The sequence below is a fragment of the Pseudomonas sp. genome (assembly GCF_036404235.1).
In the GTDB taxonomy this organism is placed as follows: domain Bacteria; phylum Pseudomonadota; class Gammaproteobacteria; order Pseudomonadales; family Pseudomonadaceae; genus Aquipseudomonas.
Genome location: NZ_DASWOT010000056.1, coordinates 86,806 through 111,631, shown reverse-complemented (window position 1 = coordinate 111,631; position 24,826 = coordinate 86,806). Strand labels below are relative to the sequence as shown.

The following is a 24,826-nucleotide window of genomic DNA, read 5'->3' as shown; positions in this document are numbered from 1 at the left end:
TCTGGAAAATAAGTAAGAATGCGGCCAGTCATGGCAGCAAGCACGCCTATGATATCCAAGAATCGTCACCAGCTTAAGGCCCAAGGCGCAAATGAAACGATCCGCTTTCTTTATTTCCGACGGCACCGGCATTACTGCCGAAACCCTTGGCCAGAGCCTGTTGGCACAATTCGAAAACATTATGTTCAACAAGTTCACCAGGCCCTACATCGACAGCACCGAAAAAGCGCTGGCGATGGTACAACAAATCAACAAGGCTGCGGAGAAGGACGACGCCCGCCCGATCATTTTCGACACCATCGTCAATCAGGACATCCGCGAGATTCTCGCGACCTCCGACGGCTTCATGATCGACATTTTTTCGACCTTTCTGGCACCGCTTGAGCAGGAGCTTAGTTCACACTCTTCGTACTCGGTGGGGAAATCTCACTCCATTGGTCACAACTCCAATTACATGGAGCGCATCGAGGCGGTGAACTTCGCCCTGGACAATGATGACGGGGCTCGTACCCATTACTACGACAAGGCTGACATCATTTTGGTGGGTGTTTCGCGCTGCGGCAAAACCCCGACTTGTCTGTACATGGCTATGCAATTCGGGATAAGGGCGGCCAATTACCCGCTGACCGAAGACGACATGGAGCGTTTGCAACTTCCTGCCGCACTCAAGAAGCATCGTAACAAGTTGTTCGGCCTGACCATCGATCCAGATCGCCTCACCGCCATCCGCCATGAGCGTAAACCCAACAGCCGTTATTCAAGCTACGCCCAGTGCGAGTTCGAAGTGCGCGAGGTGGAAAGTCTTTTCCGCCGCGAGAACATTCCGAATATCAATTCCACGCACTTCTCTGTGGAAGAAATCTCCGCGAAGGTGCTGGTAGAGAAAGGCGTTGAGCGGCGGTTTAAATAAGAAAAGAGGCGACCCGATTCGGGTCATCGCCTATTGAGCGCGGCATCCTGTTCGGCTGCCCTGCAACTTCCCTCTGCTGAAACATTGCCCGACGCGCGAAAACGCATCGGGCAATGATCAGGCTACCTAGCGCTATGTGCGACGCACCAGTAATGGCAGACCGATCAGCGTCAGCGACACACCGGCCAGCGTGCTCCCGAGAACGCTGTCGCCAAACTGCAGCCAAGCCCAGACCATCGTCAAGGGCGGTGTCAGAAACAGCGCACCGCTGATGCGTTGCAGGCTGAAACGTTGCAAGCACAACCAATAAAAACCCCAACCGGCGAGCGTCGAAAACACTGTCAGCCACACGACGCCGAGACCAAAGCCTACTGTCGCCACCGGCCGCAATCCGCCTTCGTACAGTGCCAATCCCGCGAATACCGGCACCGCCGAGCAGACCTGAATGAACAACGCTGTTAGCCCGGAAATGCGTACAACGGTCGCGCGCTTCTCATAAAGCGTCGCGCAGGCCAGCGACAGCACCGCCAGCAACGGCAGTGAATAGGCCCACGCGGATGCAGTACCGAACTCGATACTCGATGCGCTGGCGATCAACATCCCCATTACGCATAGCAGCAGTCCCAGCCATTGCCAGCCTTGAGTACGCTGGCCCGGCACGAAACCAGCCAGCAACACAATCGTCACAGGCAACAAATTGACGATGACTGACGAAGTACCCGGCGCTACGCCCAACTCGATGGAACGAGCAATGGGTGCGATGTAACCGGCGATGGCAAACACGCCCATAAGGCCGTGATGAAGCAAATCTCCCCAGCACAATCGGCGCAGTTCCTTAATAGCGAACGGCAGCAGCACGAATGCTGCCAGCACGAAACGCCAGAACGTCGCCAGATACACCCCACCCTGCTCTGCCGCATAGCGATAGCCGATGAAGCCGGAACTCCAACTAATGATCATCGCGAGCATCAATAGCAGCCCGATCAACCTTGTCCTGAAGGTGTCCGCACAGACGTCAGCAGGTTTGAGGTCATACGCAGTCTGTCGGTTGGTCATCACGTCGCCCTTTTATGTTGACTGGCCGTGATGGTAAGAAGGGATGGCTGATGCAATCAAACGAGATGATTAGCACCACTCATGCAGGATTATTGGATTATGGGTGACGCGCTGGACATTGAACTGTTGCGAACCTTTCAGGCCATTGTCAGGTTCAATCAGTTTTTAGCGGCCTCTACGTGGCTCAACCGCAGCCCCTCGGCGGTAAGCCTGCACGTCCGGCGGTTGGAAGAACTGGCGGGTGGGCGGCTGTTTGAGCGGGATAACCAGACCGTCAGCCTGACCCCGCTGGGTCGCCGGTTCGCGTTGCAGAGTGCCGAGCTGTTGCAAGTACACGACCGTATGCTCGCCAGTTTCAGTCGGCCTCTCGCCAGCGGGCGCGTGCGCTTGGGCATTTCCGAGGAATACGCAGGGGCGCTGTTGCAATGCACATTGTCAACATTATCGACGCTCTATCCGCACATCGATCTGGAGGTGGAAACGGGTGCAAGCGGTCGTTTGAGCCTCAAGCTTGCACGCGGTCAATTGGACCTGGCATTGGTGGTTGAGCCGCTAGGTATCGATACCCCTGATGAGCGGCTGGTTAAAAAAGTCGGTACGACCGAGCCGGTCTGGGTCGCAAGCCACGGCTACCGGGTAGATGCAAGTAAACCGCTGCCGCTGGCCCTGCACGGCAGGGGCTGCCCGTATCGCAGCGCAGCGGTGGATGCCTTGACCCGGCAGGGCAAACGCTGGCGCACGGTGATCAGTAGCGCCGGGGTGATCGCGCTGGAAGCGGCGATCGGCGCCGGCTTGGCCATTGGTATCGTCGACCGCGCGCTGGTACAGGCTGGCATGCGCGTGCTTGGCAAAGAGGATGGTTTGCCCGAGCTAGCGTTGCACGAGATGAAACTGATGCTGGCGCCTGGGGATACCAGTGCGGCGTGCGAGGTGATGGCTCAGTTGATATGTAATCATTTTCGGGGGTGAGCGACGTGACCGGGCGGGCTCTTTTGCGCTTTCAGAATGTGCAGCCCCGTGCGATGATCCCGCGCCATTACAGATCGACGGGATTGAAATCCCGCACACTGCCCCTGCGCCGTGAACTAGCCTGTTTCATTTCATTTTGCCACGGACCGTCGACATGAACTTTCTCAAGCGAGCGCTGCTGGACCGGAAGCTGAAACAAGCACTTTTGCACAACAACTGCCGGCTTGACAGTGGTGTCAGAGGGCTGCGCAACGATGTCCAGTTGACGCTAGAACATGGCGTGAAGCTGCACCAGATCAAAATTCATTCAAAAAAATTGAGTATCGGTGCCTATACCGACATCGTCAGTGGCACCGAGCTGCACGATGTATCGAGCATTGGACGCTACTGCTCGATCGCCAAAAACGTAACCATCGGACAGGACCGCAAATCCCATCCACTGAGCTGGCTGAGCTCCCACAGTGGTCTGGTGGGGTTGCGTCAACAACTCAGTGGCGCCCCGGCGCATCATGATGGCGTGAAGCAGACGGTCATCGGGCATGACGTTTGGATCGGCATGGATGTATTGATTCTGGAAGGCGTGACCATCGGCACAGGTGCGGTGATCGGCGCCCAGTCACTGATCACCAAAGACGTGCCGCCATACGCCATCGTCATGGGATCGCCAGCCCAGGTGAAGCGTTTTCGCTTCGACCCACCGACCATCGACAGCCTGCTGGCCAGCCAGTGGTGGAACCTGACCGCGCGGCAGTTAGCCGATCTGCCCATCGAAAATCCACAAGCACTCATTGAAGCGCTCAACGGGTTTGTCGTACCAGACAGCCATCCCGGTAAAGTGGTAGTCCACAATCAGCCGTTCAAGGTCGAACACCACGCTGCTCAGTAGCCGTCACCTTTAGCCTGCCGAACCTGTGGGTGCAGCGTGTCCGGTCCCGCCGCTGACAGCATGCACTTTCGGCGCATTGGCATTGAGCAATGCCTGGATCGCCTGGCTATAGGCCTGACGCCCCATATTCATGCTGTTGTTGTGATTGCCGCCCGGCACCATCAGCAAACTCTTCGGCTCGCGTGCGGCATCAAACAACTCTTTACTGAAGCGCGGCGCCACGTACTGATCGTCAGTGCCGTGGACGATCAGTACCGGCATCTGCACCTGAGCGATCTTGTCAATGGAGTCGAACTTCTGCGACACCAACCAACGCACCGGCAGCGCGGTGTTGGCCAACGCTGTGGCGACCTCGGCGAGAGTGGTGAATGTTGATTCGATGATCAAGCCACGCGCCTGGATCGGTTCCCCCTTCTGCGCGTCTTGTCCCAGTTCCGCTGCCAGGTCTACCGCCACCGCGCCACCCAGCGAATGTCCGTAGATCAGCCGCTTGCGCGGGTCCGGCTGGAGTATTTTCAGACGTTTCCAGGCGATGCGGGCATCTTCATACACCGACGCTTCTGACGGCAGTTGACCCTTGCTTTGCCCGAAGCCACGGTAATCGATGGCTAATACCGAAAAGCCAAGCGCGTGCAACTGCTCAATGCGGAAGAACTGGCCGGTGAGGTTCCAACGTGAGCCGTGCAGGTAAAGCAATGCAGGCGCATCGCTTTTCTCGGCGGGCCACCACCAGGCATGAATGTTCTGCGCGACGCCGAACGACGGCGCCTTAAGCTCGAACTCCTGCACCTCGGGCGGCAACCCGTGATACCAGCTCGCAGTGCCCGGCTCGATGCGAAATAGTAGTTCGCGCTCCTTGTGTTGCAATACCGAGCAGCCAACGGGCAGGCCAACGATGACCGCGACCATGCAGGCATAGAGCAGCCAACGGGCCCTGAAGTGCGCGAGTAAAGGTTTGGGCATTGGCGTGGGGTTCCGGGCAACGCGACGAAGAGGAGCAGTTTGCCATTCATTGCACAAGCGGGTCATTTCCTTCTGCCCAAAGGGAACGTCACCTGTGATTCTGACCGCCAGTCGCAGGCCCCAGACGTGCCGCTAACCTGCCGGGAATTGGCAGCAAATCCCTCCAATGCACTGCATCAGATACCGCCGTATAATCAGCGCGCTCGTTACACAATCAACAATCATTGGTTATTTTCACAACTCAAATCGACACCGGAATGCCCCGTGGATAATAAAAAATCCCACCGCGTCAAACTGATTCAGCAGGCGCTACAAGACCAGAAAGCCATTCATCTGCGCGAGATGGCAGCCCTGCTGGATGTTTCTGAAATGACCTTGCGCCGGGATCTGGGTCGATATCCGGACAGATTTCAGTTGCTCGGCGGTCACATCACGCTGGCTTTCGATCCCACCGCGACCGCCGATTACAGGGTCCCCGAGCAAGGCATCCAACATCTAGAAGATAAACGCCGAATCGGAAAGCTCGCTGCGGCGTTCATCAAACCAGGTGATACGGTGTTCTTCGATTGCGGCACGACCATTCCCTTCGTGGTTGACTTTATCCCGGACGAACTGGAGTTCACGGCGGTGTGCAACTCGCTCAATGTCCTGCTCAAGCTGCAGCAAAAGCCCAATTGCAACATCATCCTGTGCGGCGGGACCTTCCACCGCAAGAACCAGATCTTCGAGCATCGCGACGAGAGCAGTATCCTCGATAGCGTTCGACTGACCTGGGCCTTGGTTTCTGCGGCGGGCGTCAGCGAGGCCTTGGGCGTGACCTGCTCCAACTTCAATGAAGTACAAGTCAAGCAGAAAGTCTTGCGCCAGGCCCGGCATTGCATGTTACTGGCCGATCACACTAAGTTCGATGCGGTACGTACCGCGCATTTCGCGACACTGGAGCAGTTTCATGTAGTGGTCTGCGACAAGAAAATACCGAAGCTTTATCGCGACGTTATCCAGGGCAATGGCGCGCAACTGGTGATTTAATCGGCTGCGGATAACGCACGATGCAGCGTAGCCGGACGCCGCGTCATCAAACTCCCCCACAGGTTGACGACTACCTACGGATAGCTGCATGCCCCATTGCGCAAGCAGGCACTAAACCGGCACGATCAGCCTTTCGTCTGCACCTGCAGACCTGCCCGCACTGATTGATCAGTCTTTTCCCGGAGCGTTGTCGGTCATGGTCCAGCCCACCACCCAGGATTCCTCGCGCGTCAGCAGCAAACTTACCTCCGTCGAATTTCGCGCAATGGTGGCGGTGCTGCTGTCCATCGCTTTGGCGACACTCGATACCGCCATTGCCAACACCGCCCTGCCCGCCATCGCCGCTGACCTGAATGCGTCGCCGGCCGCCTCGGTGTGGATCATCAACGCCTATCAACTGGCGGCAGTCGCCACGCTGCTACCGCTCGCCGCGCTGGGGGGTGTGATCGGTCATCGCAAGGTTTATCTCGGCGGTCTGATCCTGTTCATTGTCGCCTCAGCGTTATGCACCTTTTCCTGGTCGCTGCCGACCCTGACCATCGCCCGCGTCCTGCAGGGCTTGGGCGCCAGCGCGATCATGAGCGTCAACGCCGCGTTGATCAGCTCGATCTTTTCTTATGAGCGCCTAGGTCGCGGGCTGGGCATGAACGCGTTGGTGGTTGGCACCTCATTCGCGGCGGGCCCAACCATTGCCTCGCTGGTGCTGTCAGTCGCCAATTGGCCATGGCTGTTCGCGATCAACCTGCCCATCGGTATTTTTGCCCTGGTATTTGCCTGGAACTCGCTGCCGGCTGGCAAGGCTGGGACACTGACCTTCGACCGCATCACCGCGATCCTCAACGTCATCACCTTCGGCGCCCTGATTTTCGCGCTCAGCGAAGCGGCGCAACTGGGTTCCTTGAGCACGGTACTGATCGCGCTGGGTTTCTTTCTGGTTGGCGGCGCGCTGATGTTGAGGCGAGAAACCGGGCATCCGGCGCCGATGTTTCCGCTGGACCTGCTCAAGCGACCGATGTTTGCCCTGTCTGCACTGACCGCCTTTTGCTCGTTCGCCACGCAGGGGCTGGCGTTTGTCTCGCTGCCGTTCTTCTTCGAAACCACGCTGGGCCGCGATCCGGTACAGACTGGCTTTTTAATGACCCCATGGTCAGTGATCGTCGCCCTGATCGCGCCAGCGGCTGGACGCTTGTCTGATCGCTATGCGCCGGGCCTGCTGGGCGGTATCGGGCTGGCGATCTTGTGCGCCGGAATGATTTCGCTGGCATTGATGCCAGCAGACGCCAACGCCTGGGAAATTGGCGCACGGATGATTCTCTGCGGCCTGGGCTTTGGTTTTTTCCAGGCGCCTAACCAGAAGGCGTTGATGACCAGCGCCCCGAAAAACCGGGCCAGTGGCGCCAGCGGCACCATTGCCACCGCGCGCTTGATTGGTCAGGCAACAGGCGCTGCCTTGGTCGCGCTGAGCTTCGGGATTTCCAGCGAGCATGGACCGGTGCTGGCGTTGAGCATCGGTGCGTGTTTCGCGGCGGTGGGCAGCATCGCCAGCGGGTTGCGGTTAGTGACCAAAAATACGGCATGATGCGGCGCTGCCACGGTTAGGGTCGCGTCATCAATGCGACGACACGTAGATCGAATTCACCTGCGCTGGCGGCAGCGCGAACGTGCCCTGCAATCGCGCCACCTCGTCGGTGGGCGTGCGTCCGAACAGCCTCTTGAACTCCCGGCTAAACTGCGAGGGGCTTTCATAGCCCACTGTCGATGATGCCACTGATGCGGTCATGCCATTGCGCAGCATCAGCAGTCGCGCTTGATGCAGGCGGGTTGATTTCAGGTATTGCATCGGCGAGGTGTGGGTCACCGCTTTGAAATGCGCGTGAAAACGGGTGACGCTCATGTTGGCTTCGTGGGCCAGGTCCTCGACAGCCAGCGCCTGCTGAAAACTGCTGTGAATCTTGCGAATCGCCTTCGACACCCGGCCGAACTGGCCCTGCTCCTTGAGTGCCGCGCGCATCGAGCCGCCCTGCTCGCCCATCAATATCCGGAAGTAGATTTCCCGCACCAGCCCCGGCCCAAGAATGTCGCTCTCCAAAGGTGTGCGCATGGCTTCAAGAAAGCGCAACACCGAGTCTTTCAGGCGGTCATCCATCAGTGACGAATACATACCTTTAGGCAAGACCTGGGATTGAGGACGCTGTTCGTCCAGTTGCAGGATCAACTGCGCCGCCAAGGCAAAATCCAGATGAAAGTAGATGGCCAACAAGGGTTCGTCTTCGTTGGCATCAGTGGCCATGGTGAAGGGTACCGGCACCGACACTACCAAGCAGTGCTGAGCGTCATACACAAACATCTCATCGCCCCAGTAACCGATTTTCCGGCCTTGGCAGACAATCACAATGCCTGGATCGTAGAGCACTGGCGCCCGCTCCAACGGTCGGTTTGAGCGCAGCAATCGCACCGTGGGCAACGTCGTAAGGTTGTAACCCTCATGCGGCGCCAGCTCATTGAGCAGTGCAACCATCCGCCGCTGACGTTTATCTCGGGTGCTTTTCAGGTCTGTCATGGTCGGTTCGCTTTGATGGATGCGCCGTGCAACCTTGTACCGCCTCAACAGGAAAATCCAGCGGATGGGTAGGAATAGGCAAACATGAGGGAGGTCTGGGCGTTCGCGTTGATGGCAAAGCTTTCTAGCATGGCGGCTACTGCTTAATGAGTCCCATGGATGCATCCCATGACCCCATCCCAGCAACGGCACACCCCAAAGAGGCACACGATATGAGCACAAGCAAAACCCTATTCATCACTGGCGTCAGCAGCGGTTTCGGTAAAGCACTGGCGCAACAGGCACTGGCAGCGGGACATACAGTCATTGGCACCCTGCGCGATCAACAGGCGTTGCAGACCTTCGAGTCACTGTCACAGCGGGCTCACGGCGTGTTGCTCGACGTGACGGATTTCGACACCATCGATGCCGCAATCAACCAAGCTGACCGCACATTTGGCCCAGTGGATGTGCTGGTCAACAACGCAGGCTACGGTCATGAAGGGGTGTTTGAAGAATCATCGCTGGACGACATGCGCCGTCAGTTCGAGGTCAATGTCTTTGGTGCAGTGGCAATCACCAAAGCGTTTGTGCCGCTGTTTCGTCAGCGGCGCAGTGGACACATCATCAACATCACCTCCATGGGCGGTTACATCACGATGCCGGGGATTGCCTATTACTGCGGCAGCAAGTTTGCGCTGGAGGGTATTTCCGAAACCTTGAGCAAGGAACTCAAGCCCTTCGGCATCTTCGTCACCGCCGTCGCGCCGGGCTCGTTTCGCACCGACTGGGCGGGCCGCTCGATGCAGCGCTCGCCAAGGCAGATTGCCGACTACGACGCATTGTTCGACCCCATCCGCCAGGCCCGTGAAGAAAAAAGCGGCAAGCAGTTGGGTGATCCTGTCAAAGCGGCACAAGCGATGCTGCAACTGATTGCCAGCGACAACCCGCCAGCGCACCTGCTCCTGGGCAGTGATGCGTTGCAACTGGTGCGGGACAAACTGGCTCAGCTGAGTGCGCAGATGGATGAATGGGAGCAAGTGACACGATCAACCGATGGCTGATGGCTGATGGCACTTGCGGCACCTGACGCCGCAAAAAACGGCAGGCTCACGCATTGCGCGTCAACCTGCCGTTTGGGGTGACACCAAGCGGTTATGGTTTAGCGATATCTGTCCGCGAAACCGCTGGCGACTCTTTGGGGAGCGTCGCGCGCAGTTGCTTCACTTGGTCGGCGCTCACCGCTGGCGCCTGGTTGCCCCAACTGCTGCGGATGAAGGTCAGCAGCTGCGCCACTTCGTCATCTGACAGACGCCAGGCAAAGCCGGGCATGCCCAACTGCGATGGCGCAGCCTCGGTGCCCGGCAGCTTGCTGCCCGCCAACACCAGCCGAATCATCGACACTGGATCTGGCGAGAGCACCGATGAGTTACCGGCGATCTTCGGGAACACCCGCTCATCACCCAGGCCATTGGTGCGGTGGCATGCCGAGCAGTTGTCGATGTACAACTCAGCGCCACGACTGCCTTCCTGCCCGGCAGCCAAGGCTTTTGCCGTGGCCGGATCAGCCTTGAAGCTCGACACTTGATGCTCACTGGCGGGCAGCGTTTTCAGGTACGCCGCCACAGCTTGCAGATCACCGTCGTTCAGATGCTGGGTGCTGTGTACCACCACATCACCCATTGCACCGCCCAATACCGCATGCGTGGCACTGCGAGCGCTGCGCAGCGTGGCAACGATGTCTTCAGCGCTCCAATTGCCCAAGCCGTCAGCCGGATTACCGCGCAGATTGACCGCCAACCAGCCATCGATCACCTGCCCACCAGACAGGTAGGCTGCGCCCGTGTCATCCAGCGCCTTCTCCTGCAAGGTCACTTCCCGTGGCGTGTGGCAACTGCCGCAGTGGCCCAGGCCCTGCACCAGATAAGCACCGCGAGCGATCTGTGGGTCCTTATAGCGCGCGGCGTTGAAGCCCACCTCGGCAGGCGCGGGGCCAAAGGTCTTGCGCCAGATCGCCAGCGGCCAGCGCATCGACAACGGCCATGGCACGTCATTGGCATGGTTCTCGGCGTAAACCGGTGCAACACCGTGCATGAAGTACGCGTACAGCGCCCGCATGTCGTCGTCGCTGGTCCGCGCATACGCCGGATAAGGCATCGCCGGATACAGACTGTCGCCGTTGGCGGCGATGCCGTGACGGACCGCCCGGTCAAAATCATCCAGCGAATAACCGCCGATACCCGAGGCTTTATCCGGGGTAATGTTGCTGCTGTACAGCGTGCCGATCGGTGAAGCAATCGGCAGACCACCGGCGAACGGCTTGCCACCTTTGGCGGTGTGACACGCCGTGCAGTCGCCGGCATCCGCCAGGTAACGGCCCTTCTCGATCAACGCCGCCTGCTCGGCTTGCGACGCTGCCTGCAATGCAGGGGTATGGGTTGGCCAGAAGGCGAACACCAGCAACGCAACCAGTACCACCACGCCCAGTGCGACCAGGCTCAAGAGAAACTTTTTCATGGGTTTCTCCTTATGCCTGAACCAGCGGGCCGGGGTTTTTCAGGTACTGCTCGCGAATGGCCTTGGCAGACCAATACGCCAGCGCACCCACCATGCCGGTCGGGTTATAACCATTGTTTTGTGGAAACGCGTTAGCACCAATGGCGAACACGTTATGCACGTCCCAGGATTGCAGATACCGGTTCAACGCCGAAGTTTTCGGATCGCTGCCCATGATCGCGCCACCACAGGTGTGGGTACTCTGGTACTTGGTGATGTTGTAATGCTCACCCGTTTTCTTGGCGTCGCCAGCCAGGGCGGTCGGGTTGAGAATCTTCGACATCTCCAGTGCCTTGCCTACCAAAAACTGCGAAGCCTTGACCTCGTTGTCGTGCCAGTCGAAGTTCATTCGCAGTAATGGCCGACCGAAACCGTCCTTGTAGGTCGGGTCCAGGCTCAGGTAGTGCTGACGGTACGACATGCACGCGCCCTGCACTTCAAAGTAGAACGAGTGGCGGAAGGCATCGCTTGCCGCTTGCTTCCACTTTGTCCCCCAGTTTGGTGTGCCAGGCGGCACATTGATCCCGCGCACCGGTCCTGCGCCGGGTTGCCGCGCCCAGATAATCCCGCCGCCGACGAAACCGGCCTTGGCATTGTCCAGCTGATTGCCGTTGAGGTTGTCCATGGTCGTGCCCGCACCACCGATACCGATGAACTGGTTGGCCTGCACTTCCTTGCCAAAAAACAGCACCACGCGGTTGAGGTTCTGGTACGAGTAATTGCGGCCGATGGTGCCCTCGCCGGATTCTGGATCGTAGGGCTTGCCGATGCCTGAAAGCAGCATCAAATGCACATTGAACAGTGAGAACGCGCAGAGCAGTACCAGGTCAGCCTGTTGCTCGACTTCACGCCCCTGGGCATCCAGATAGGTGACGCCGGTAGCTTTCTTGCCATCGCTGTCGAGGTTGACCTTCAACACTTGCGCATGGGTGCGCAGCTCAAAGTTTTTACGCAGACGCAGCACCGGCAGAATGCTGATGTTGGGGCTGGCCTTGGAGTAGTTCAAACAGCCGTAATCACTGCAAAAACCGCAGGCGTTACACGGCCCCATCTGGCAACCGTACGGGTTGACATAAGGTGCCGATGCGTTGGATGCCGGGATCGGATACGGGTCCCAACCCATCTCGCGCGCGGCGCCGTAAAACATTTCCGCGCCCAGATAATTAGGGTTGGGTCCCAACGGGAATTCACGCGAACGTGAGCCTTCGAACGGATTGCCGCCCGGCTGTTTGGTGCCTTGGATCACACCGGCCTTGCCGGAGGTACCACAGACGTACTCGAAGTGATCGAAGTGCGGCTCAAGGTCTTCGTAGGTGACCGGAAAATCCTGAATGGTCATGTCCGTGGGAATGAACTTGGCGCCGTAACGCTGCTCGACGTTGCTGCGCAGCTTGAAGTCTTCCGGCAGCGCACGGAAATGACAGCCCGACCAGTGACTGCCCGCGCCACCGACACCGGTGCCCGGCTTGAACGAACCCATCTGCCGATACGGTACAGCGGTGGAGGTCAGGTTGTGGCGTGCGGTAACTGTTTCCTGGGACAGGCTTTGCAGGTAACGGCGATGCACCGAACCTTCCAGCTCATCGACCACTTTCGGGTAAGCGAAATCCGGTTGCGTGTCGCGATCAGCGCCGCGCTCCAAGACCACCACATGCAGCCCGGCATCGGTGAGTTCTTTGGCCAGGATCGCCCCGGTCCAGCCCATGCCAACGATGACAGCGTCTACTTTTGGTTTAACGTTCGCCATGCTCAGCCCCTCCGTCCGGCCAGATCGACCGGCGGCAATGGGTACGGCCTGTCACGCACCGTCACCCAATCCAGGTAATCGGCACGCATGCCCGGATAACCGATCATTTTCCACGCACCCATGTTTTTGTTGCCGCCGTGAGAAGGGTCGGCGAAATAGCCGTTGCGTACTTCGTTAAGCAAATTGCTGAAGAACAGCTTCGACGAGATGTCATCCAACGCCAGCTTGCCGCTCTCGGCGTTCTTGAGCAGCTCCTCTTGCTGGGCCGTGGTGAGTTCGGCGAAGGTCTTGCCGGAGAAGGTTTTCTTGCAACTGGCGTCCACCGCCTTGATGCCGATGCGTAGTGTCTCGCGCAGGGTCAGACGGCCCTGATAACCAAACTCTGGCGCCGCTTCAAGGAAGGGCCCCTGCATGTACCAGATGCCGCCATTGGCATAGGGCGTCTGCATATGCCGGTCGAGAAACTGCGGGACACCAAGCTCGACAGCGCCAGGCCCCACTTGATCGGACGGGATCAGTCGGTCACATGCCGCAATCACGAACGTCCACTCCTCGGGCGTGAAGAACGTGGGGGTGTAGTCATCGGCTTTGGCCGGTGGTTGCACGCTTGGCTGGGCATCGCTTGCCGGGGTCTGGGCAAAGGTTGTCGCAGGGAGGCCAGCACTGGCCAGGGTTACGACGGGGATAAGCGTCAGCGACTTACGCAAAAAGTCGCGACGCCCTGGGGAGGTATCGTCATCGGACATCGTTTACTCACTCCTGGGTCTAAACACGGGTGTGCTTCTATTTTTCTTGTGTTTTCTTATTGTTTGTCACTGCAACGCGACAATTAGATCGCTAGCTAATCATGACCAAGCTAAGCAATTGAGCGTACTAAACCAGTTATCCACCCCGCTTTCCAGACAGGCGACAGGCTGAAATGATTCTTCAAATCTTGAACTGACGGACCAGACTACTCAGATTACTGCCCAAAGAAGACACCTCGCGCATGGTGTGCGCGCTTTGTTCGGTTTCATCGGCCAGGTTTTCCACGGCACCGGCAATCTGATGCACGCTGCGATTAATCTCTTCAGCCACTGCGGTTTGCTCTTCGGCGGCGCTGGCAATTTGCGCGTTCATCGCATTGATGGTGCCAATCAGGCCTGAAATGGAGTCCAGAGACACGCCGACTTCATTGGTCTGTTGGTTAGCCCCCTCGCCCGCTTCAGTTGAACGACGCATGGCTGCAACCGAAGCGCTGGCCCCTGCTTCCAGGCGAGTGATCATGCCCTGGATTTCCTGGGTACTTTGTTGCGTACGACTGGCCAAGGCGCGGACTTCGTCGGCGACCACGGCAAACCCACGACCGGCTTCACCGGCTCGGGCTGCTTCGATAGCGGCGTTAAGCGCGAGCAGGTTGGTCTGGTCGGCAATCGAGCGAATCACGTCGAGGACCGACACGATGGACTGCACGTCGTGCTGGAGGTTGTCGAGACTGGTGCCACTCAGGCGAATATCAGACACCAGCGCGTTCATTCCCTGAATATTAATGCCCACCACTTTACGTGCGGCGTGCCCTTGCTGATCGGTCTCTGCAGCGGCCTCGGCGGCACGCTGGGCACTGACTGCGACTTCCTGAGCAGCCGACGACATTTCGTTGATAGCCGTTGCGACCTGATCCGTCTCGTGACGCTGACGTTGCATCGCCTGCTCGGAACGCAGGGTCTGCTGGGTCGCTTGATCCACCAGCCCATCGAGATCGGTGGTCATTTGTGCCACCTGTCGCACCATGGTGTGAATCTTCTCGACGAAGCGGTTGAACGAGGCGGCAAGATCACCCAACTCGTCACTGCTGGTAATGACCAAGCGATGCGTGAGGTCACCGTCACCAGCGGCGATGTCGTCCAGATTGGCTTTGAGAATCCGCAGGGGACGCACCACCCCATTGGCCGTCCAGACGCCCACTGCCGCTGTGACCAACAACAACACCAGCGTCACGATGAAAATACTGCCGAGGATATCGCGCGTGCGTGCCGTAACCGTTGCCTGTTCCTGCGCCATGGCCGCGTCGATATCGTCCATGTTGATTGCGCTGCCCAGCACCATGTTCCATTTTTCCAGGTAAATGGTGTAGCCCAACTTCGGGACCTGCACGCTCTCCTCACCCGGTTTGGGCGCTGCGTAATCGATGTAATGCTTACCGTTTTTAGCCACCTCGACAAAGGTCTGGTAATGAAAGGAACCGTCGGGGTCCTTGGTGTCCCAAAAACTTTTGCCAACGCCTGCGGTGCTGTCACCACGAAAGATTCTCACGCCCTTGGTGTCGTAGCCGAAGAAGTATCCGTCTTCGCCAAACTTCACCGGTTTCAACAATTCCAGCGCCTTGTCCCGCGCTGCCATGTCGCCGGGAGCTGAAGCGTCGTGCAGCGGCTTGATGGTGGTCAGCGCAACGTCCACGTAGTTTTTCAACACTTCGCGGTTGCGCTTGACCAAACTGTCACGGGTCTCGTGCATCGCTTGGGCAGCGCTGCGCTGCAGCATCCACGACGCTAGGCCGCTGACGATCAAGGCGAACAACAATGCAGGGATGATGGCTAAACACAGCAATTTTCTTTTGACGGTAAGCTTCATGAGCTCGATATCCTCCTGGTCGGTGTGGGTTTTCAGAGTATCGGCAAGGCGCGACAGAGCTTGAAACAGAATGATGGCATTTTGACGTCAAATTTCCAACAACAAGATTCCCTGTATCTGAACATCACGCTTCTGGTTCCCCCAATAGGTCATGAAGGCGAAGTGGCTCGGCATTTGAAAATCAATAATGGCGGGCTGTCGGCGCGTGCGGGCGCAGAACTTAGGGGGTGACCAACGGGCAATTCCCACAACGGTCCAACCCACGCACCAAATAAAGCACGCAGCACACTCGCCGCAGCCGCTTCAATTCGCTCTGCCCTTCCATTGCCAGGTAATGCACCGGCTGAAACAGAGGATTGCGCAGCCCATCGGGCGTTTTAGGTGCGCCGAGCAAGGCGTGTCTATCAGCAAGGTCGGCGTGGGGCACGGCGCTGGCGATGATTCCCGGCAGCCATTCGAAGTAATTCCCGCCGCCAACGGCAGGTGCCAGTCGAGGATCAGCGAGGCAGCGATCAGCGGCGGGATCAAACGGATGAAGCAGTACTTGGACCACATTGAGAGCAGCCCACGACGATCGCCTTCGGGGTACTGAGTGGCGCTGTTGCCCAACGGCAAGCTGCAATATGTCGAGGGCACGTTGTCATAGAAGCGATACGTCGCCCAGGTCGAGGCCTGATTACCGGAATACCGGTCAGTTGATGATCCTTGTACAGGGAACCTGCAACATCCTTGGTGACGCGTGCATCGGTGTAAGTATAAGACGCCGTCAGACTGAGGCTTCGAGTCACATCACTGTTGATCTCAAGCTCAATGCCTTGGGATTTGCTCTTGCCCACCTGACGATTAAAGTTGCCGTCCGGCACCACATCTTCGGCGCGAGCACGGCAGGCAAGGAACTAGATCGATAGGGAAATTCACTGGTATTGCAGGGCTGGAACAGTCACTTACTATCAATTCGATCAATATTGAACATGGCCAACTTCGCCGTTCATTTCCTTGTGCGAGATAGGGATGATAGCGCCATCGATTTTTAAGGACTCATCCGCCATGTCAATCAATATGACCATCCTGTTTTTGCTGATCGTATCCTTCACCGTGGCATTGTTTGGCGTAGGCTAGAACTGTACCAGCGTTGGCCTTTTGGAGGGCATTTCAGAATGTGTGTGAACAGCATCACCGGCCACTAAATAGTGAAAACCCGGAGCGCATTTGCACATGAGCGCTTGCAGCAGGGTGTTTCCGGGATGCTGAGGTTGCAACAAACGATACACTCGCTCACCCGGAACTAGCCGCCGCACAAGACTTCCAGCGAACACTCATCGTCCTTCCAGCAGCAACCCCGCTTGATCCAGCAAGCCCAACGGATCGTCGGTCTTGTGAATGTCCACCGACAACAACTGCCGAAACCGTCGCGCGCCAGGGAATCCGGTGCCCAAGCCCAAAACGTGTCGAGTGATGTGGTGCATCGAACCGCCATCGCGCAGGTGGGTTTCCACGTAAGGACGCATTGCGGCAAGGACTTCAGCCCGGCCGATGCTCGGCGCGGCACTGCCGAACAGCTCGCGGTCGACGTCGGCCAACAGATAGGGATTGTGGTAGGCCTCACGGCCGAGCATTACGCCATCAAAAGTCGTCAGGTGCTCGCGGCACTGCTCCAGGGTTTTGATCCCACCGTTGAGGATGAACTCAAGGTCTGGAAAATCCTGCGTCAGCCGCGCGGCGATGTCATAGCGCAACGGCGGGATGTCGCGGTTTTCCTTGGGGGACAGGCCTTCGAGAATGGCAATCCGCGCATGCACGGTAAAGCTGGTGCAACCGGCGTCGCGCACGGTGCCGACAAATTCGCAGAGTTCTTCATAGCTGTCGCGACCATTGATGCCGATCCGGTGCTTGACCGTGACCGGGATGGACACCGCATCGCGCATGGCTTTGACGCAGTCGGCCACCAAGTGGGGGTGCCCCATCAGCACCGCGCCGATCAGGTTGTTCTGCACGCGGTCGCTGGGGCAACCGACGTTCAGGTTGACCTCGTCATAACCCGCCACCTCGGCCATTTTGGCGCACGCGGCGAGATCCGCCGGAGTGCTGCCGCCCAACTGCAAGGCCAGCGGGTGCTCGGTGTCGTCGTGACGCAAAAAGCGTTCGCTGTCGCCGTGCAGCAATGCCCCCGTTGTAACCATTTCGGTGTACAACAAAGCGTTCTTCGACAACAGGCGCAGGAAATACCGGCAATGCCTGTCAGTCCAGTCCATCATCGGCGCAACAGAGAAGCGACGGGACAGTTCGCAGGGCTTGGAGTCGGCGGGTGGGGCGGTCATTGGCAACATGTTGGGCAATCGTACGAGCCTAGCGTGGCGGACGCGCAGTTTATCAGGTAGCACATGATTCGGTCGCTGCCGTTGCGTCAACAGCATCTATTTGAGTATCGCCCCTTTCAATTGAATACCTTGGGAACAAGGAGCGCCAACGAAGCTCAAATTCAGGCTGGATCGAGCAACCGCCGCTTCGGGGACCGACAACGCCACATAAGGACAGCCTCACAAAAAGGGCTGTTCGACTGAGTTCGTGGCGGATGCGCAGACCGCTCGTTTGCGCAAACGACAGCCTTGAAATCAGCCATGTACGCTATGGTTTACACCCTTGAGTGACTGGCGGCGCTCGGGTAATGTCATCAAACCCACAGGACAGAGCACGCCCATGACTTCCAAGCTGGAACAACTCAAAAAGATCACCATCGTCGTTGCCGACACCGGCGACTTCGCAGCCATAGAAAAACTCAAGCCAGTCGATGCCACGACCAACCCGTCCCTGCTGCTCAAAGCCGCATCAAGCGACAGCAACGCTGACCGACTGAAAGAAGCGTTCAGCGCCAGCAACGGTGATATCAGCCTGGCGTGTGATCGTTTCGCGGTCGCCATTGGTCAGGAAATTCTCAAAGTCGTGCCAGGCCGTGTATCCACTGAAGTAGACGCTCACCTCTCGTTCGACACCAATGCGTGCATCGAGCGGGCTGAGCGCCTGATCGGCTTGTATGAGAAGGCTGGCATTGGCAAAGATCGCATCCTGATCAAGCTGGCATCGACCTGGGAAGGCATCAAGGCTGCTGAAGTACTGGAAAAGAAAGGCATCCAGTGCAACCTGACCCTGCTGTTCTCTTTCGCTCAGGCCCAGGCGTGTGCTGACGCTGGCGTATTTTTGATCTCACCCTTCGTAGGCCGCATCTACGACTGGTACAAGAAAGCCGAAGGCAAAGAATACGTAGGTGCCGAAGACCCGGGGGTCAAATCGGTAAGCCGCATCTACAACTACTACAAAGCCAACGACTACAAAACCGTGGTCATGGGCGCCAGTTTCCGCAACCTGAGTCAGATCGAAGAACTGGCAGGCTGTGATCGCCTGACCATCAGCCCGGATCTGCTGCACAAACTGTCCGAAGACACAGGCACTCTGGAGCGCAAGCTGGCACCAGGTAAAGGCGGCGAGCCGCGCCAGACATTGAATGAAAGCCAATTCCGCTGGGCTTCCAACGAAGACGCGATGGCCACCGAGAAGCTGGCTGAAGGTATTCGGCAGTTCGCTCGCGACCAGGAAAAGCTGGAAGCACTGCTGTCAGCAAAGACGTAATGCGCTAGTCGGCAGCTGCAAAAAAGGCGACATCCTCACGGATGCCGCCCTTTTTATGCCTGCGATTTATCGCGGCCGGAGTTTCAGGTCACTGACGTTCGAGTGCGTTGACCAAGTCATGAAACGCTTCACGATTGGAGTCGTTCAAGCCCATCAGGATCTTGTGCGCCTCCAGCACCTTGGCCTTGACCACGTCCTCGCACTGATCCTGCGACGGCAAGTCGGTCAGACACTCAGGGCGTGGGATCGGACGATCGACGATGTTGAACACCTGATCGAAGCCCATTGACTGCAACAGGCGCGTGATGTCTTCGTGGGTGGTCACCACCGTGGGCAGCAGGCCCACTTTTTGACGCGACAAGATAGACAGCTTTGCTAATAAGCCGAGCGTGGTGCTGTCGATGCTGCGGGTTTCAGTCAAATCAATCACGACCGTTGAAAAATTCAACGCCGTGAAGATCCGCTCAATCGTCGTATCCAGAGCCGAACAGAGCGTTAACCGCACTTCGCCTACAAACTTTAGGACGAACGTACCATCTTGCTCGGCGAACTGGATTCTACCAGTACTCATTAAAGGTTCCTGCTCAACACTAACAAGGCGATATCATCCGGCATCTCCCCGAGTGTGGCCAATCCAAACTTGCGACGTAGGCCATCCAGGCTGCCGCCTGCCGCCTTCACCAACTCAGGTAACGCGGCTTCTTTTTCTTTGAGTGTATCACCTGGCAAAAGGTCCAGAATGCCGTCAGACAATAGCGTCAGACTAAAGGCCTCAGGTAGATCAAGGACATGATCCGTATAAGTCGCCTCACTGAACAACCCGACTGGTAAGCCGCGTCCCTCGAGGTAGCGCACTTCGGTTGGCGTGTACAGCACTGGCAACGGCAAATGGCCGCCAACACTGTAGGTCAATTGCCCGGTATCTTCGTCGATCACCCCGCCCACCATGGTTACGTGCTTGCCCAGCTTGCAACTGATCAATCCACGATTGATGTGGCCCAGGACGTCAGAGGGCTTGAATTCCGGCAATGTGCCACCGCGCTTGGATTCGAACAGCAAGCGCGTGGTCATGAACTTCAGCAGCACGGTGATGAACGCTGAAGATGCGCCGTGCCCTGAAACATCGGCCAGGTAGAACGCTACGCGCCGCTCATCGACGCGAAAGTAATCCACGAAATCCCCAGACAGATAAAGCGACGGAATGATTTCGTGTTCGAACTCGAACGCATCGATAGCCCAAGGGTTGGTCGGCAACATGTTCATCTGAACCTGGCGACCGGCGTCCTGATCTTCCTGAAGCAGGTGAAGGCTGGCTTCGAGTTCGCGGTTTGCTGTTTCCAGCTTCTGCCGATAGAGCTTGTTTTCCTGTAGCAGGCGCGCACGATCCAATGCACGGCGCACTGAGTGCTCCAGCACGGCAAGGTCTTCCAGCGGCTTGATCAAGTAGTCTGCAGCACCCAGACGCAACGCTTCGACGGCGTCGCTCATTACGCCAGCGCCAGACACCACGATGACCGGGGTTTCGGGGGCGAGACTGGTTACCTGACGGATCAGTTCAAGACCGCCCACCTGAGGCATCCGCAAGTCGCAGATCAGCAGATCGGGCTTTTTTTGCTCAAAGAGCTGTAGACCCTGCTGGCCGTTACTCGCCTGCAGGACACTGAACCCACTGTCTTCCAAATAGGCCGCGAGACTCGCGCGCACTACTTCGTCGTCATCGATTATCAGCAGCGTGGCACTGGTTTTTTGCATGTGGGCAAACGGCGCCAGATTAGGTTGGCGTAGGCGACCGGATTCTGTCTGGTCGCGTACTGGATTCGCTTCTAGCCTCTCTGGACCCGTGCGCTCGGACTTTTGATCTCGCGCGACGCGTTACAGAGGTGCCCTTCAAGGCGCAGACGGTACTCCCATCCGCCGGGCGTTTCAAGCACGCTCCAGCGGTCGGTTTTGCGTCTTTACATCGCAAATCGCCGGGAGTTATAAGAACGGTTAAATCAGCAACGAAAACAAAGGATGCGCCATGGGCCAGAATGATCGCGACTACGCTGAGAAACGTGATTACATCCGCATGCGGGTCGATGCCGATATCAGTTTACTGTACGCGGGTCAGATCATCCCGGCCGTGTGCGTGGATTTATCCAGCTCTGGCATGCAGATAGAGGCGCCGCGCTCGTTCAAGGTCGGCGACAGAATCAGCGTTCGCATCGACTCCGAACATGCTGCATTGAAGGGGCTGGAAGCCGAGACCGAGGTCGTTTGGCTAACTGACCACGAAGAAGGCGGACAACGGCTGGGCCTGACCATTCTCAAGATGAACTGATTGCAACGGCGCAACGAGTTCACGGACGGGACAGACTCAAGCAAAAAAGGCGACTCATTGAGTCGCCTTTTTTTGCATCATCAGATCGAAACGAACGAATCAGAAGTCGTCCACGACCTTGCCGTCCTTGACCTTGAATTCGCGGTTCTGCAGGAAGGCGTTACGGATGAAGATGTACTTGTCGCCATTGATCAACTTCTCGGCCGACAGCAAGCTTGCACGGGTATCGATGACACTTGCACCGACTAGCGTATTGCGAGTTGGTACGTGATCAATGTAGCGATACGGAGCGGTGTAGGTATCCGGGTACTTGGCGATGGCATCACGCACGGTACTTGGACCGAAAAACGGCAGCATCACGAACGGACCGCTGCTCACACCCCAATAACCAAGAGTCTGACCGAAGTCTTCATCATTGCGTTGCAAGCCCATTTTAGTGCCCACATCGAAGAAGCCGAGCACACCAAAGGTGGTGTTGAACACCAGTCGAGCGGTGTCGATGCCGGCGGCGCGTGGCTTGACTTGTAATACATCGTTGGCGAAGTTCGTGACGTCGCCGACGTTCTTGAACATGTTATGGATGCCGTCTTCAAGGAACTGCGGCGTGATGAACTCATAACCCTGCGCGATAGGCTTGAGCGCATAGGTATCAAGGGTATCGTTGAAGCGGAAAATCGCCCGGTTCACACCTTCCCATGGATCTTCGTCAGCGGCCTGGGCGGCCATTGGAATCAGGGCAATACCGGCAAAAAAACAAAGCTTAGCCAGACGATCAAACAAGCCTGCACCAGTCACGGGCATAGCTGACACTCCTAGTCAAAGTTATGAAGCGGGCGCTACGCCCCCAAAACTAAAGTCGCGAGTATAAAGCCTTCCGCGATGATTTACGTCGTCAACGCCAAAGGATTTCTCTACACGTAGGGACCACTGTCATCGCGCCGTCATCGGACTGTCATTGAAAGTCCTTAGTTTCACCTCTATTTGAGAGGGATATCCATGCTCGCTCCCGTCGCGGTCCCCGCCCCTTCCTTTACGGCTCTGCTCTTCGGTCTGAGCGGCTGTCTCGTCGATTTCGGCGCACAGGTGCGAACCCTCCGAATGAAAGATTCGCAACAACTCACTTCAACCGAGGCGACAGCACAGGCGGCGGATTATGCCATCGCCACTCCGGGTGCGCTCGGCGCCTTGAAATCCCTACACTTTCAAGGCGTGCCTTGTGCCTGGATCGAAGAGCTTCCGGCAATCATCGCTCAAACCCTCTGCGCGCCGCTGCGGGGCTGGATCGAACCATCGCCCACCCCCAACCATTGCTGGCCGGCACCCGACGCCTGCTGGCAAGCACTGATGCACCTGAATGTCAGCCAACTGGATGGCTGCGTGCTGGTCAGCAGCGATCCACGCCTGCTCAAGTCCGGACTCAATGCCGGGTTGTGGACGATTGGCCTTGCCTCCTGTGGACCGCTGTGCGGGGCATCGCCAGCGCAATGGGAGGCATTGAGCGACAGTGGGCGCGAACAGCTTCGAACGCGGGCCACATTGCAGCTGTATGAAGCAGGCGCGCACTCGGTGATCGATCACCTGGGCGAACTGGAATCGTGTCTGGCTGACATCGCGCTTCGCCGGATGAAAGCGGAAAAACCCTGAGTCCGCTTGATAGACATCATGCAGGTTGTCGCGGACTGGATTAGTCTTATAGCCATAAGGACCTTCGAGCACCCGTCGGGGTCCATGCTGAGACCATCAACTAAGGAAGCACCCTATGCCCGCCCGCGAACTGCAAGAGCAACTCAACACCTTGCGCGAGCAACTGAATCAAAACCCGCCGCTGACAGAAGCAGAACGCGACAATCTGCACGATCTGATGGCGCAGATTCAATCGCAGATCGAACTCGAGACCGCCACTCAAGACAGCAGCCTGGCTGATGGTGTGAATCTGGCTGTCGAACGCTTCGAACTGGAACACCCCGGCATCGCCGGCACTCTGCGTAACATTGTTCAGACGCTGGGTAATATCGGGATCTAAAACCCTGCTATCGCTGTACAAACAGCACGCTTGCCCGCATCGAAGGTAAAACACTCAACATCATTGTTGATTGACACGCCTCTATCGCGGGCAAGCCCACTCCGGACTGATGCTTAAGCTCACTGCCGCGCCAATCGTCCATTCCCCATTGTCAACCGTTGCGTGCTTCGGTACGGGTTGATATCCAGCCCGCCGCGACGCACATAGCGCGCATAGACCGTCAGCGTTTGCGGGTTGAGCAAGCGCTGCAGGTCCATGAAAATCCGCTCCACACAGTGCTCATGAAAATCCGAATGCTGGCGGAAGCTGACGAGATAAGCCAGGAAGCTTGCGTGATCCAGCGCAGGACCGCGATATTCAATGGCAACGCTGCCCCAATCCGGCTGGCTGGTCACCGGGCAATTGGATTTGAGTAAATGGCTGTGAAGGGCTTCTTCGACAATGCGTGACTCATCGCAACGCAGCAGTTCTGGCTGCGGACGGTCGTAATTGCTGATGCGGATGTCCAGATCGTCGATACATACGCCCGGTAAAGCGACGATGCCCTCGCCTTCAATCGCCTTCAGGCTGCGAATCTTTACACCGACAAGCTTGCCCGCGGCAGCCGACAGGTCGTTCTCCAGTGTCGTCACCAACTCAGCCTGAGACGCGAACGGTGTCTGGTTCAACGAGTTGAGGTAGAGCTTGAAGGATTTGGACTCAATAATGTTGGGTGAATCAGCAGGGATCGCAAATTCGCCAATTGCCACCACCGGCTTGCCCGATGGCAACAACCACGACAGCTCGTAGCAATTCCAGAAATCGACACCTGTATACGGCAGCGTTTCAGCGCTCAGCCCCAATTCAGCCCATTTGGCGGTGCGCGCAATCGGGAACAGCAAAGATGGCGTGTACGTGGCGATGTATTCACTGGACTTGCCCAGCGGCGAGTGTTCGGCTGCGGGATGCATGATGAGACCTGAATCGGAAGACGGCGGTGAAACCAGGACCGGCGAGTTTATAGGTTTTGCCCCCAGCTTTCAGCCCCGCTTTCAACCATTAAGGGGTGACCGCCAGCGTACCCACCATCCCTGCCTGATAATGCCCCGGGATATTGCAGGCAAACTGCAGATCACCGGCCTTGTCGAAGGTCCAGGTCAACTCCGCCGTTTTACCCGGCTCGACCAATACACTGTTGGACTCGTCATGGTTCATGGTCATACCGGCCATGTCACCGTGCCCCATGCCCTGATGATTGGTCCCGGTGGGCGTCAACATGCCGCTCTGTTGCATCTTGAGCATTTCCTGCTGATGCTCGGCATGCATCGTTGCGTCCCCCAGATTGAACTCGTGCAGCAGTTGGCCTTTATTGACCAACACAAAATGCACGGTTTCGCCGGTCTTGACCTGCAACGCTTTGGGCTCGAAATACATATCACCCAACGTCAGCTCAATCGTACGAGTCGCCTGAGAAGCAGGCGCCGCATGGCCAAAGTCCAAATGACTGCCGGGCGATGCCATCAGCGGTGCGCTCAACCCCAGGCCAGTCAACAATGCCAACAGCGTCAGACGATCAAACATAAGGGCTCTCCAATCAGCGATAATCCATCGTCCC

At 57.5% G+C, this 24,826-nt stretch carries 24 protein-coding genes and 3 pseudogenes; 11 read left to right on the top strand and 16 right to left on the bottom strand.

Translation table 11 applies throughout. The features are described 5' to 3' along the window. The first annotated feature begins 91 nt into the window (after nt 1–91). Nucleotides 92–910 carry a posphoenolpyruvate synthetase regulatory kinase/phosphorylase PpsR gene (ppsR, locus tag VGC62_RS07265; protein WP_331186392.1) on the top strand — a complete coding sequence of 273 codons (819 nt, stop codon included), beginning with the start codon at nt 92–94 and terminating at the stop codon, nt 908–910. A 132-nt stretch (nt 911–1,042) separates the two neighbouring features. Here the strand turns inward: ppsR and VGC62_RS07260 are convergent, their stop codons facing one another. After that, entirely contained in the window at nt 1,043–1,966 is a 924-nt protein-coding gene (locus tag VGC62_RS07260) for a DMT family transporter (protein ID WP_331186391.1), read from the bottom strand. A 99-nt stretch (nt 1,967–2,065) separates the two neighbouring features. Here VGC62_RS07260 and VGC62_RS07255 point away from each other — a divergent pair, with 99 nt between their 5' ends. Continuing rightward, nucleotides 2,066–2,935, top strand: coding sequence for a LysR substrate-binding domain-containing protein (locus VGC62_RS07255; protein ID WP_331186390.1), 870 nt, complete (start codon nt 2,066–2,068; stop codon nt 2,933–2,935). Between the two features lie 154 nt (nt 2,936–3,089). Continuing rightward, nucleotides 3,090–3,821 (top strand): CatB-related O-acetyltransferase, encoded by a 732-nt coding sequence (locus tag VGC62_RS07250; RefSeq protein ID WP_331186389.1) that lies wholly within the window; start codon nt 3,090–3,092, stop codon nt 3,819–3,821. A 9-nt stretch (nt 3,822–3,830) separates the two neighbouring features. Here VGC62_RS07250 and VGC62_RS07245 read toward each other — a convergent pair whose 3' ends face one another. After that, on the bottom strand, nt 3,831–4,784 hold the full coding sequence (locus tag VGC62_RS07245) for an alpha/beta hydrolase (protein ID WP_331186388.1): 954 nt from the start codon (nt 4,782–4,784) through the stop codon (nt 3,831–3,833). A 264-nt stretch (nt 4,785–5,048) separates the two neighbouring features. Between VGC62_RS07245 and deoR the strand changes: the two genes are divergently transcribed. Then, entirely contained in the window at nt 5,049–5,813 is a 765-nt protein-coding gene (deoR, locus tag VGC62_RS07240) for a DNA-binding transcriptional repressor DeoR (RefSeq protein WP_331186387.1), read from the top strand. A gap of 265 nt (nt 5,814–6,078) precedes the next feature. Continuing rightward, a complete protein-coding gene (locus VGC62_RS07235) occupies nt 6,079–7,392 on the top strand; it encodes an MFS transporter (RefSeq protein ID WP_331186408.1) in 1,314 nt (437 codons plus the stop codon). 30 nt (nt 7,393–7,422) lie between these two features. Here the strand turns inward: VGC62_RS07235 and VGC62_RS07230 are convergent, their stop codons facing one another. After that, nucleotides 7,423–8,373 carry an AraC family transcriptional regulator gene (locus tag VGC62_RS07230; RefSeq protein WP_331186386.1) on the bottom strand — a complete coding sequence of 317 codons (951 nt, stop codon included), beginning with the start codon at nt 8,371–8,373 and terminating at the stop codon, nt 7,423–7,425. A gap of 212 nt (nt 8,374–8,585) precedes the next feature. On the opposite strand from VGC62_RS07230, the gene VGC62_RS07225 reads away from it, so the two are divergent. Continuing rightward, nucleotides 8,586–9,416: an oxidoreductase gene (locus VGC62_RS07225; protein ID WP_331186385.1), complete on the top strand. Its 831-nt coding sequence runs from the start codon at nt 8,586–8,588 to the stop codon at nt 9,414–9,416. Between the two features lie 91 nt (nt 9,417–9,507). Here the strand turns inward: VGC62_RS07225 and VGC62_RS07220 are convergent, their stop codons facing one another. The 5 genes and pseudogenes from VGC62_RS07220 to VGC62_RS27630 form a co-directional block, all read right to left on the bottom strand. After that, nucleotides 9,508–10,839 (bottom strand): cytochrome c, encoded by a 1,332-nt coding sequence (locus tag VGC62_RS07220; protein WP_414705757.1) that lies wholly within the window; start codon nt 10,837–10,839, stop codon nt 9,508–9,510. Nucleotides 10,840–10,879: 40 nt separating this feature from the next. Continuing rightward, a complete protein-coding gene (locus tag VGC62_RS07215) occupies nt 10,880–12,655 on the bottom strand; it encodes a GMC family oxidoreductase (RefSeq protein ID WP_331186383.1) in 1,776 nt (591 codons plus the stop codon). A gap of 2 nt (nt 12,656–12,657) precedes the next feature. Further along, complete coding sequence (locus tag VGC62_RS07210) at nt 12,658–13,401, bottom strand: gluconate 2-dehydrogenase subunit 3 family protein (protein ID WP_331186382.1); 744 nt, start codon at nt 13,399–13,401, stop codon at nt 12,658–12,660. A gap of 181 nt (nt 13,402–13,582) precedes the next feature. Next, nucleotides 13,583–14,077: pseudogene (locus VGC62_RS27635) on the bottom strand (methyl-accepting chemotaxis protein); the annotation flags it as partial. 363 nt (nt 14,078–14,440) lie between these two features. Further along, nucleotides 14,441–15,175: pseudogene (locus VGC62_RS27630) on the bottom strand (cache domain-containing protein); the annotation flags it as partial. 150 nt (nt 15,176–15,325) lie between these two features. Here VGC62_RS27630 and VGC62_RS07200 point away from each other — a divergent pair. Further along, nucleotides 15,326–15,496: a hypothetical protein gene (locus tag VGC62_RS07200; RefSeq protein WP_331186380.1), complete on the top strand. Its 171-nt coding sequence runs from the start codon at nt 15,326–15,328 to the stop codon at nt 15,494–15,496. Here the strand turns inward: VGC62_RS07200 and VGC62_RS07195 are convergent. From VGC62_RS07195 to dusA, 3 genes and pseudogenes are all read right to left on the bottom strand, one after another. Then, on the bottom strand, nt 15,486–15,818 hold the full coding sequence (locus VGC62_RS07195; protein WP_331186409.1) for a (2Fe-2S)-binding protein: 333 nt from the start codon (nt 15,816–15,818) through the stop codon (nt 15,486–15,488). The genes VGC62_RS07200 and VGC62_RS07195 overlap by 11 nt on opposite strands. Before the next feature lie 86 nt (nt 15,819–15,904). Further along, nucleotides 15,905–16,107: pseudogene (locus VGC62_RS07190) on the bottom strand (TonB-dependent receptor domain-containing protein); the annotation flags it as partial. A gap of 474 nt (nt 16,108–16,581) precedes the next feature. Continuing rightward, nucleotides 16,582–17,583: a tRNA dihydrouridine(20/20a) synthase DusA gene (gene dusA, locus VGC62_RS07185; RefSeq protein WP_331186379.1), complete on the bottom strand. Its 1,002-nt coding sequence runs from the start codon at nt 17,581–17,583 to the stop codon at nt 16,582–16,584. A gap of 379 nt (nt 17,584–17,962) precedes the next feature. Here dusA and tal point away from each other — a divergent pair, with 379 nt between their 5' ends. Beyond that, on the top strand, nt 17,963–18,889 hold the full coding sequence (gene tal / locus VGC62_RS07180; protein WP_331186378.1) for a transaldolase: 927 nt from the start codon (nt 17,963–17,965) through the stop codon (nt 18,887–18,889). Between the two features lie 88 nt (nt 18,890–18,977). Here the strand turns inward: tal and rssC are convergent, their stop codons facing one another. Both rssC and rssB read right to left on the bottom strand, forming a co-directional pair. Next, nucleotides 18,978–19,460 (bottom strand): anti-sigma factor antagonist RssC, encoded by a 483-nt coding sequence (gene rssC / locus VGC62_RS07175; protein WP_331186377.1) that lies wholly within the window; start codon nt 19,458–19,460, stop codon nt 18,978–18,980. Then, the gene (gene rssB / locus VGC62_RS07170; protein WP_331186376.1) at nt 19,460–20,641 is read right to left on the bottom strand and encodes a two-component system response regulator RssB; all 1,182 of its coding nucleotides are present in this window, start codon (nt 20,639–20,641) and stop codon (nt 19,460–19,462) included. Before rssB ends, rssC begins: the two co-directional genes overlap by 1 nt. A 268-nt stretch (nt 20,642–20,909) precedes the next feature. On the opposite strand from rssB, the gene VGC62_RS07165 reads away from it, so the two are divergent. After that, nucleotides 20,910–21,209, top strand: a complete 300-nt coding sequence (locus VGC62_RS07165) for a PilZ domain-containing protein (protein ID WP_331186375.1) — start codon at nt 20,910–20,912, stop codon at nt 21,207–21,209. Nucleotides 21,210–21,308: 99 nt separating this feature from the next. On the opposite strand, the gene VGC62_RS07160 is transcribed toward VGC62_RS07165, so the two are convergent. Beyond that, nucleotides 21,309–22,010, bottom strand: coding sequence for a VacJ family lipoprotein (locus tag VGC62_RS07160; RefSeq protein ID WP_331186374.1), 702 nt, complete (start codon nt 22,008–22,010; stop codon nt 21,309–21,311). 195 nt (nt 22,011–22,205) lie between these two features. On the opposite strand from VGC62_RS07160, the gene VGC62_RS07155 reads away from it, so the two are divergent. Together VGC62_RS07155 and VGC62_RS07150 are read left to right on the top strand one after the other, a co-directional pair. Then, nucleotides 22,206–22,853 (top strand): HAD family phosphatase, encoded by a 648-nt coding sequence (locus tag VGC62_RS07155; protein ID WP_331186373.1) that lies wholly within the window; start codon nt 22,206–22,208, stop codon nt 22,851–22,853. 115 nt (nt 22,854–22,968) lie between these two features. Further along, entirely contained in the window at nt 22,969–23,232 is a 264-nt protein-coding gene (locus VGC62_RS07150; RefSeq protein ID WP_331186372.1) for a DUF4404 family protein, read from the top strand. A gap of 119 nt (nt 23,233–23,351) precedes the next feature. Here the strand turns inward: VGC62_RS07150 and queF are convergent, their stop codons facing one another. Both queF and VGC62_RS07140 read right to left on the bottom strand, forming a co-directional pair. Continuing rightward, nucleotides 23,352–24,182, bottom strand: a complete 831-nt coding sequence (gene queF / locus VGC62_RS07145) for an NADPH-dependent 7-cyano-7-deazaguanine reductase QueF (protein WP_331186371.1) — start codon at nt 24,180–24,182, stop codon at nt 23,352–23,354. Between the two features lie 88 nt (nt 24,183–24,270). Beyond that, the gene (locus VGC62_RS07140; RefSeq protein WP_331186370.1) at nt 24,271–24,792 is read right to left on the bottom strand and encodes a cupredoxin family protein; all 522 of its coding nucleotides are present in this window, start codon (nt 24,790–24,792) and stop codon (nt 24,271–24,273) included. Between the last annotated feature and the right edge of the window lie 34 nt (nt 24,793–24,826).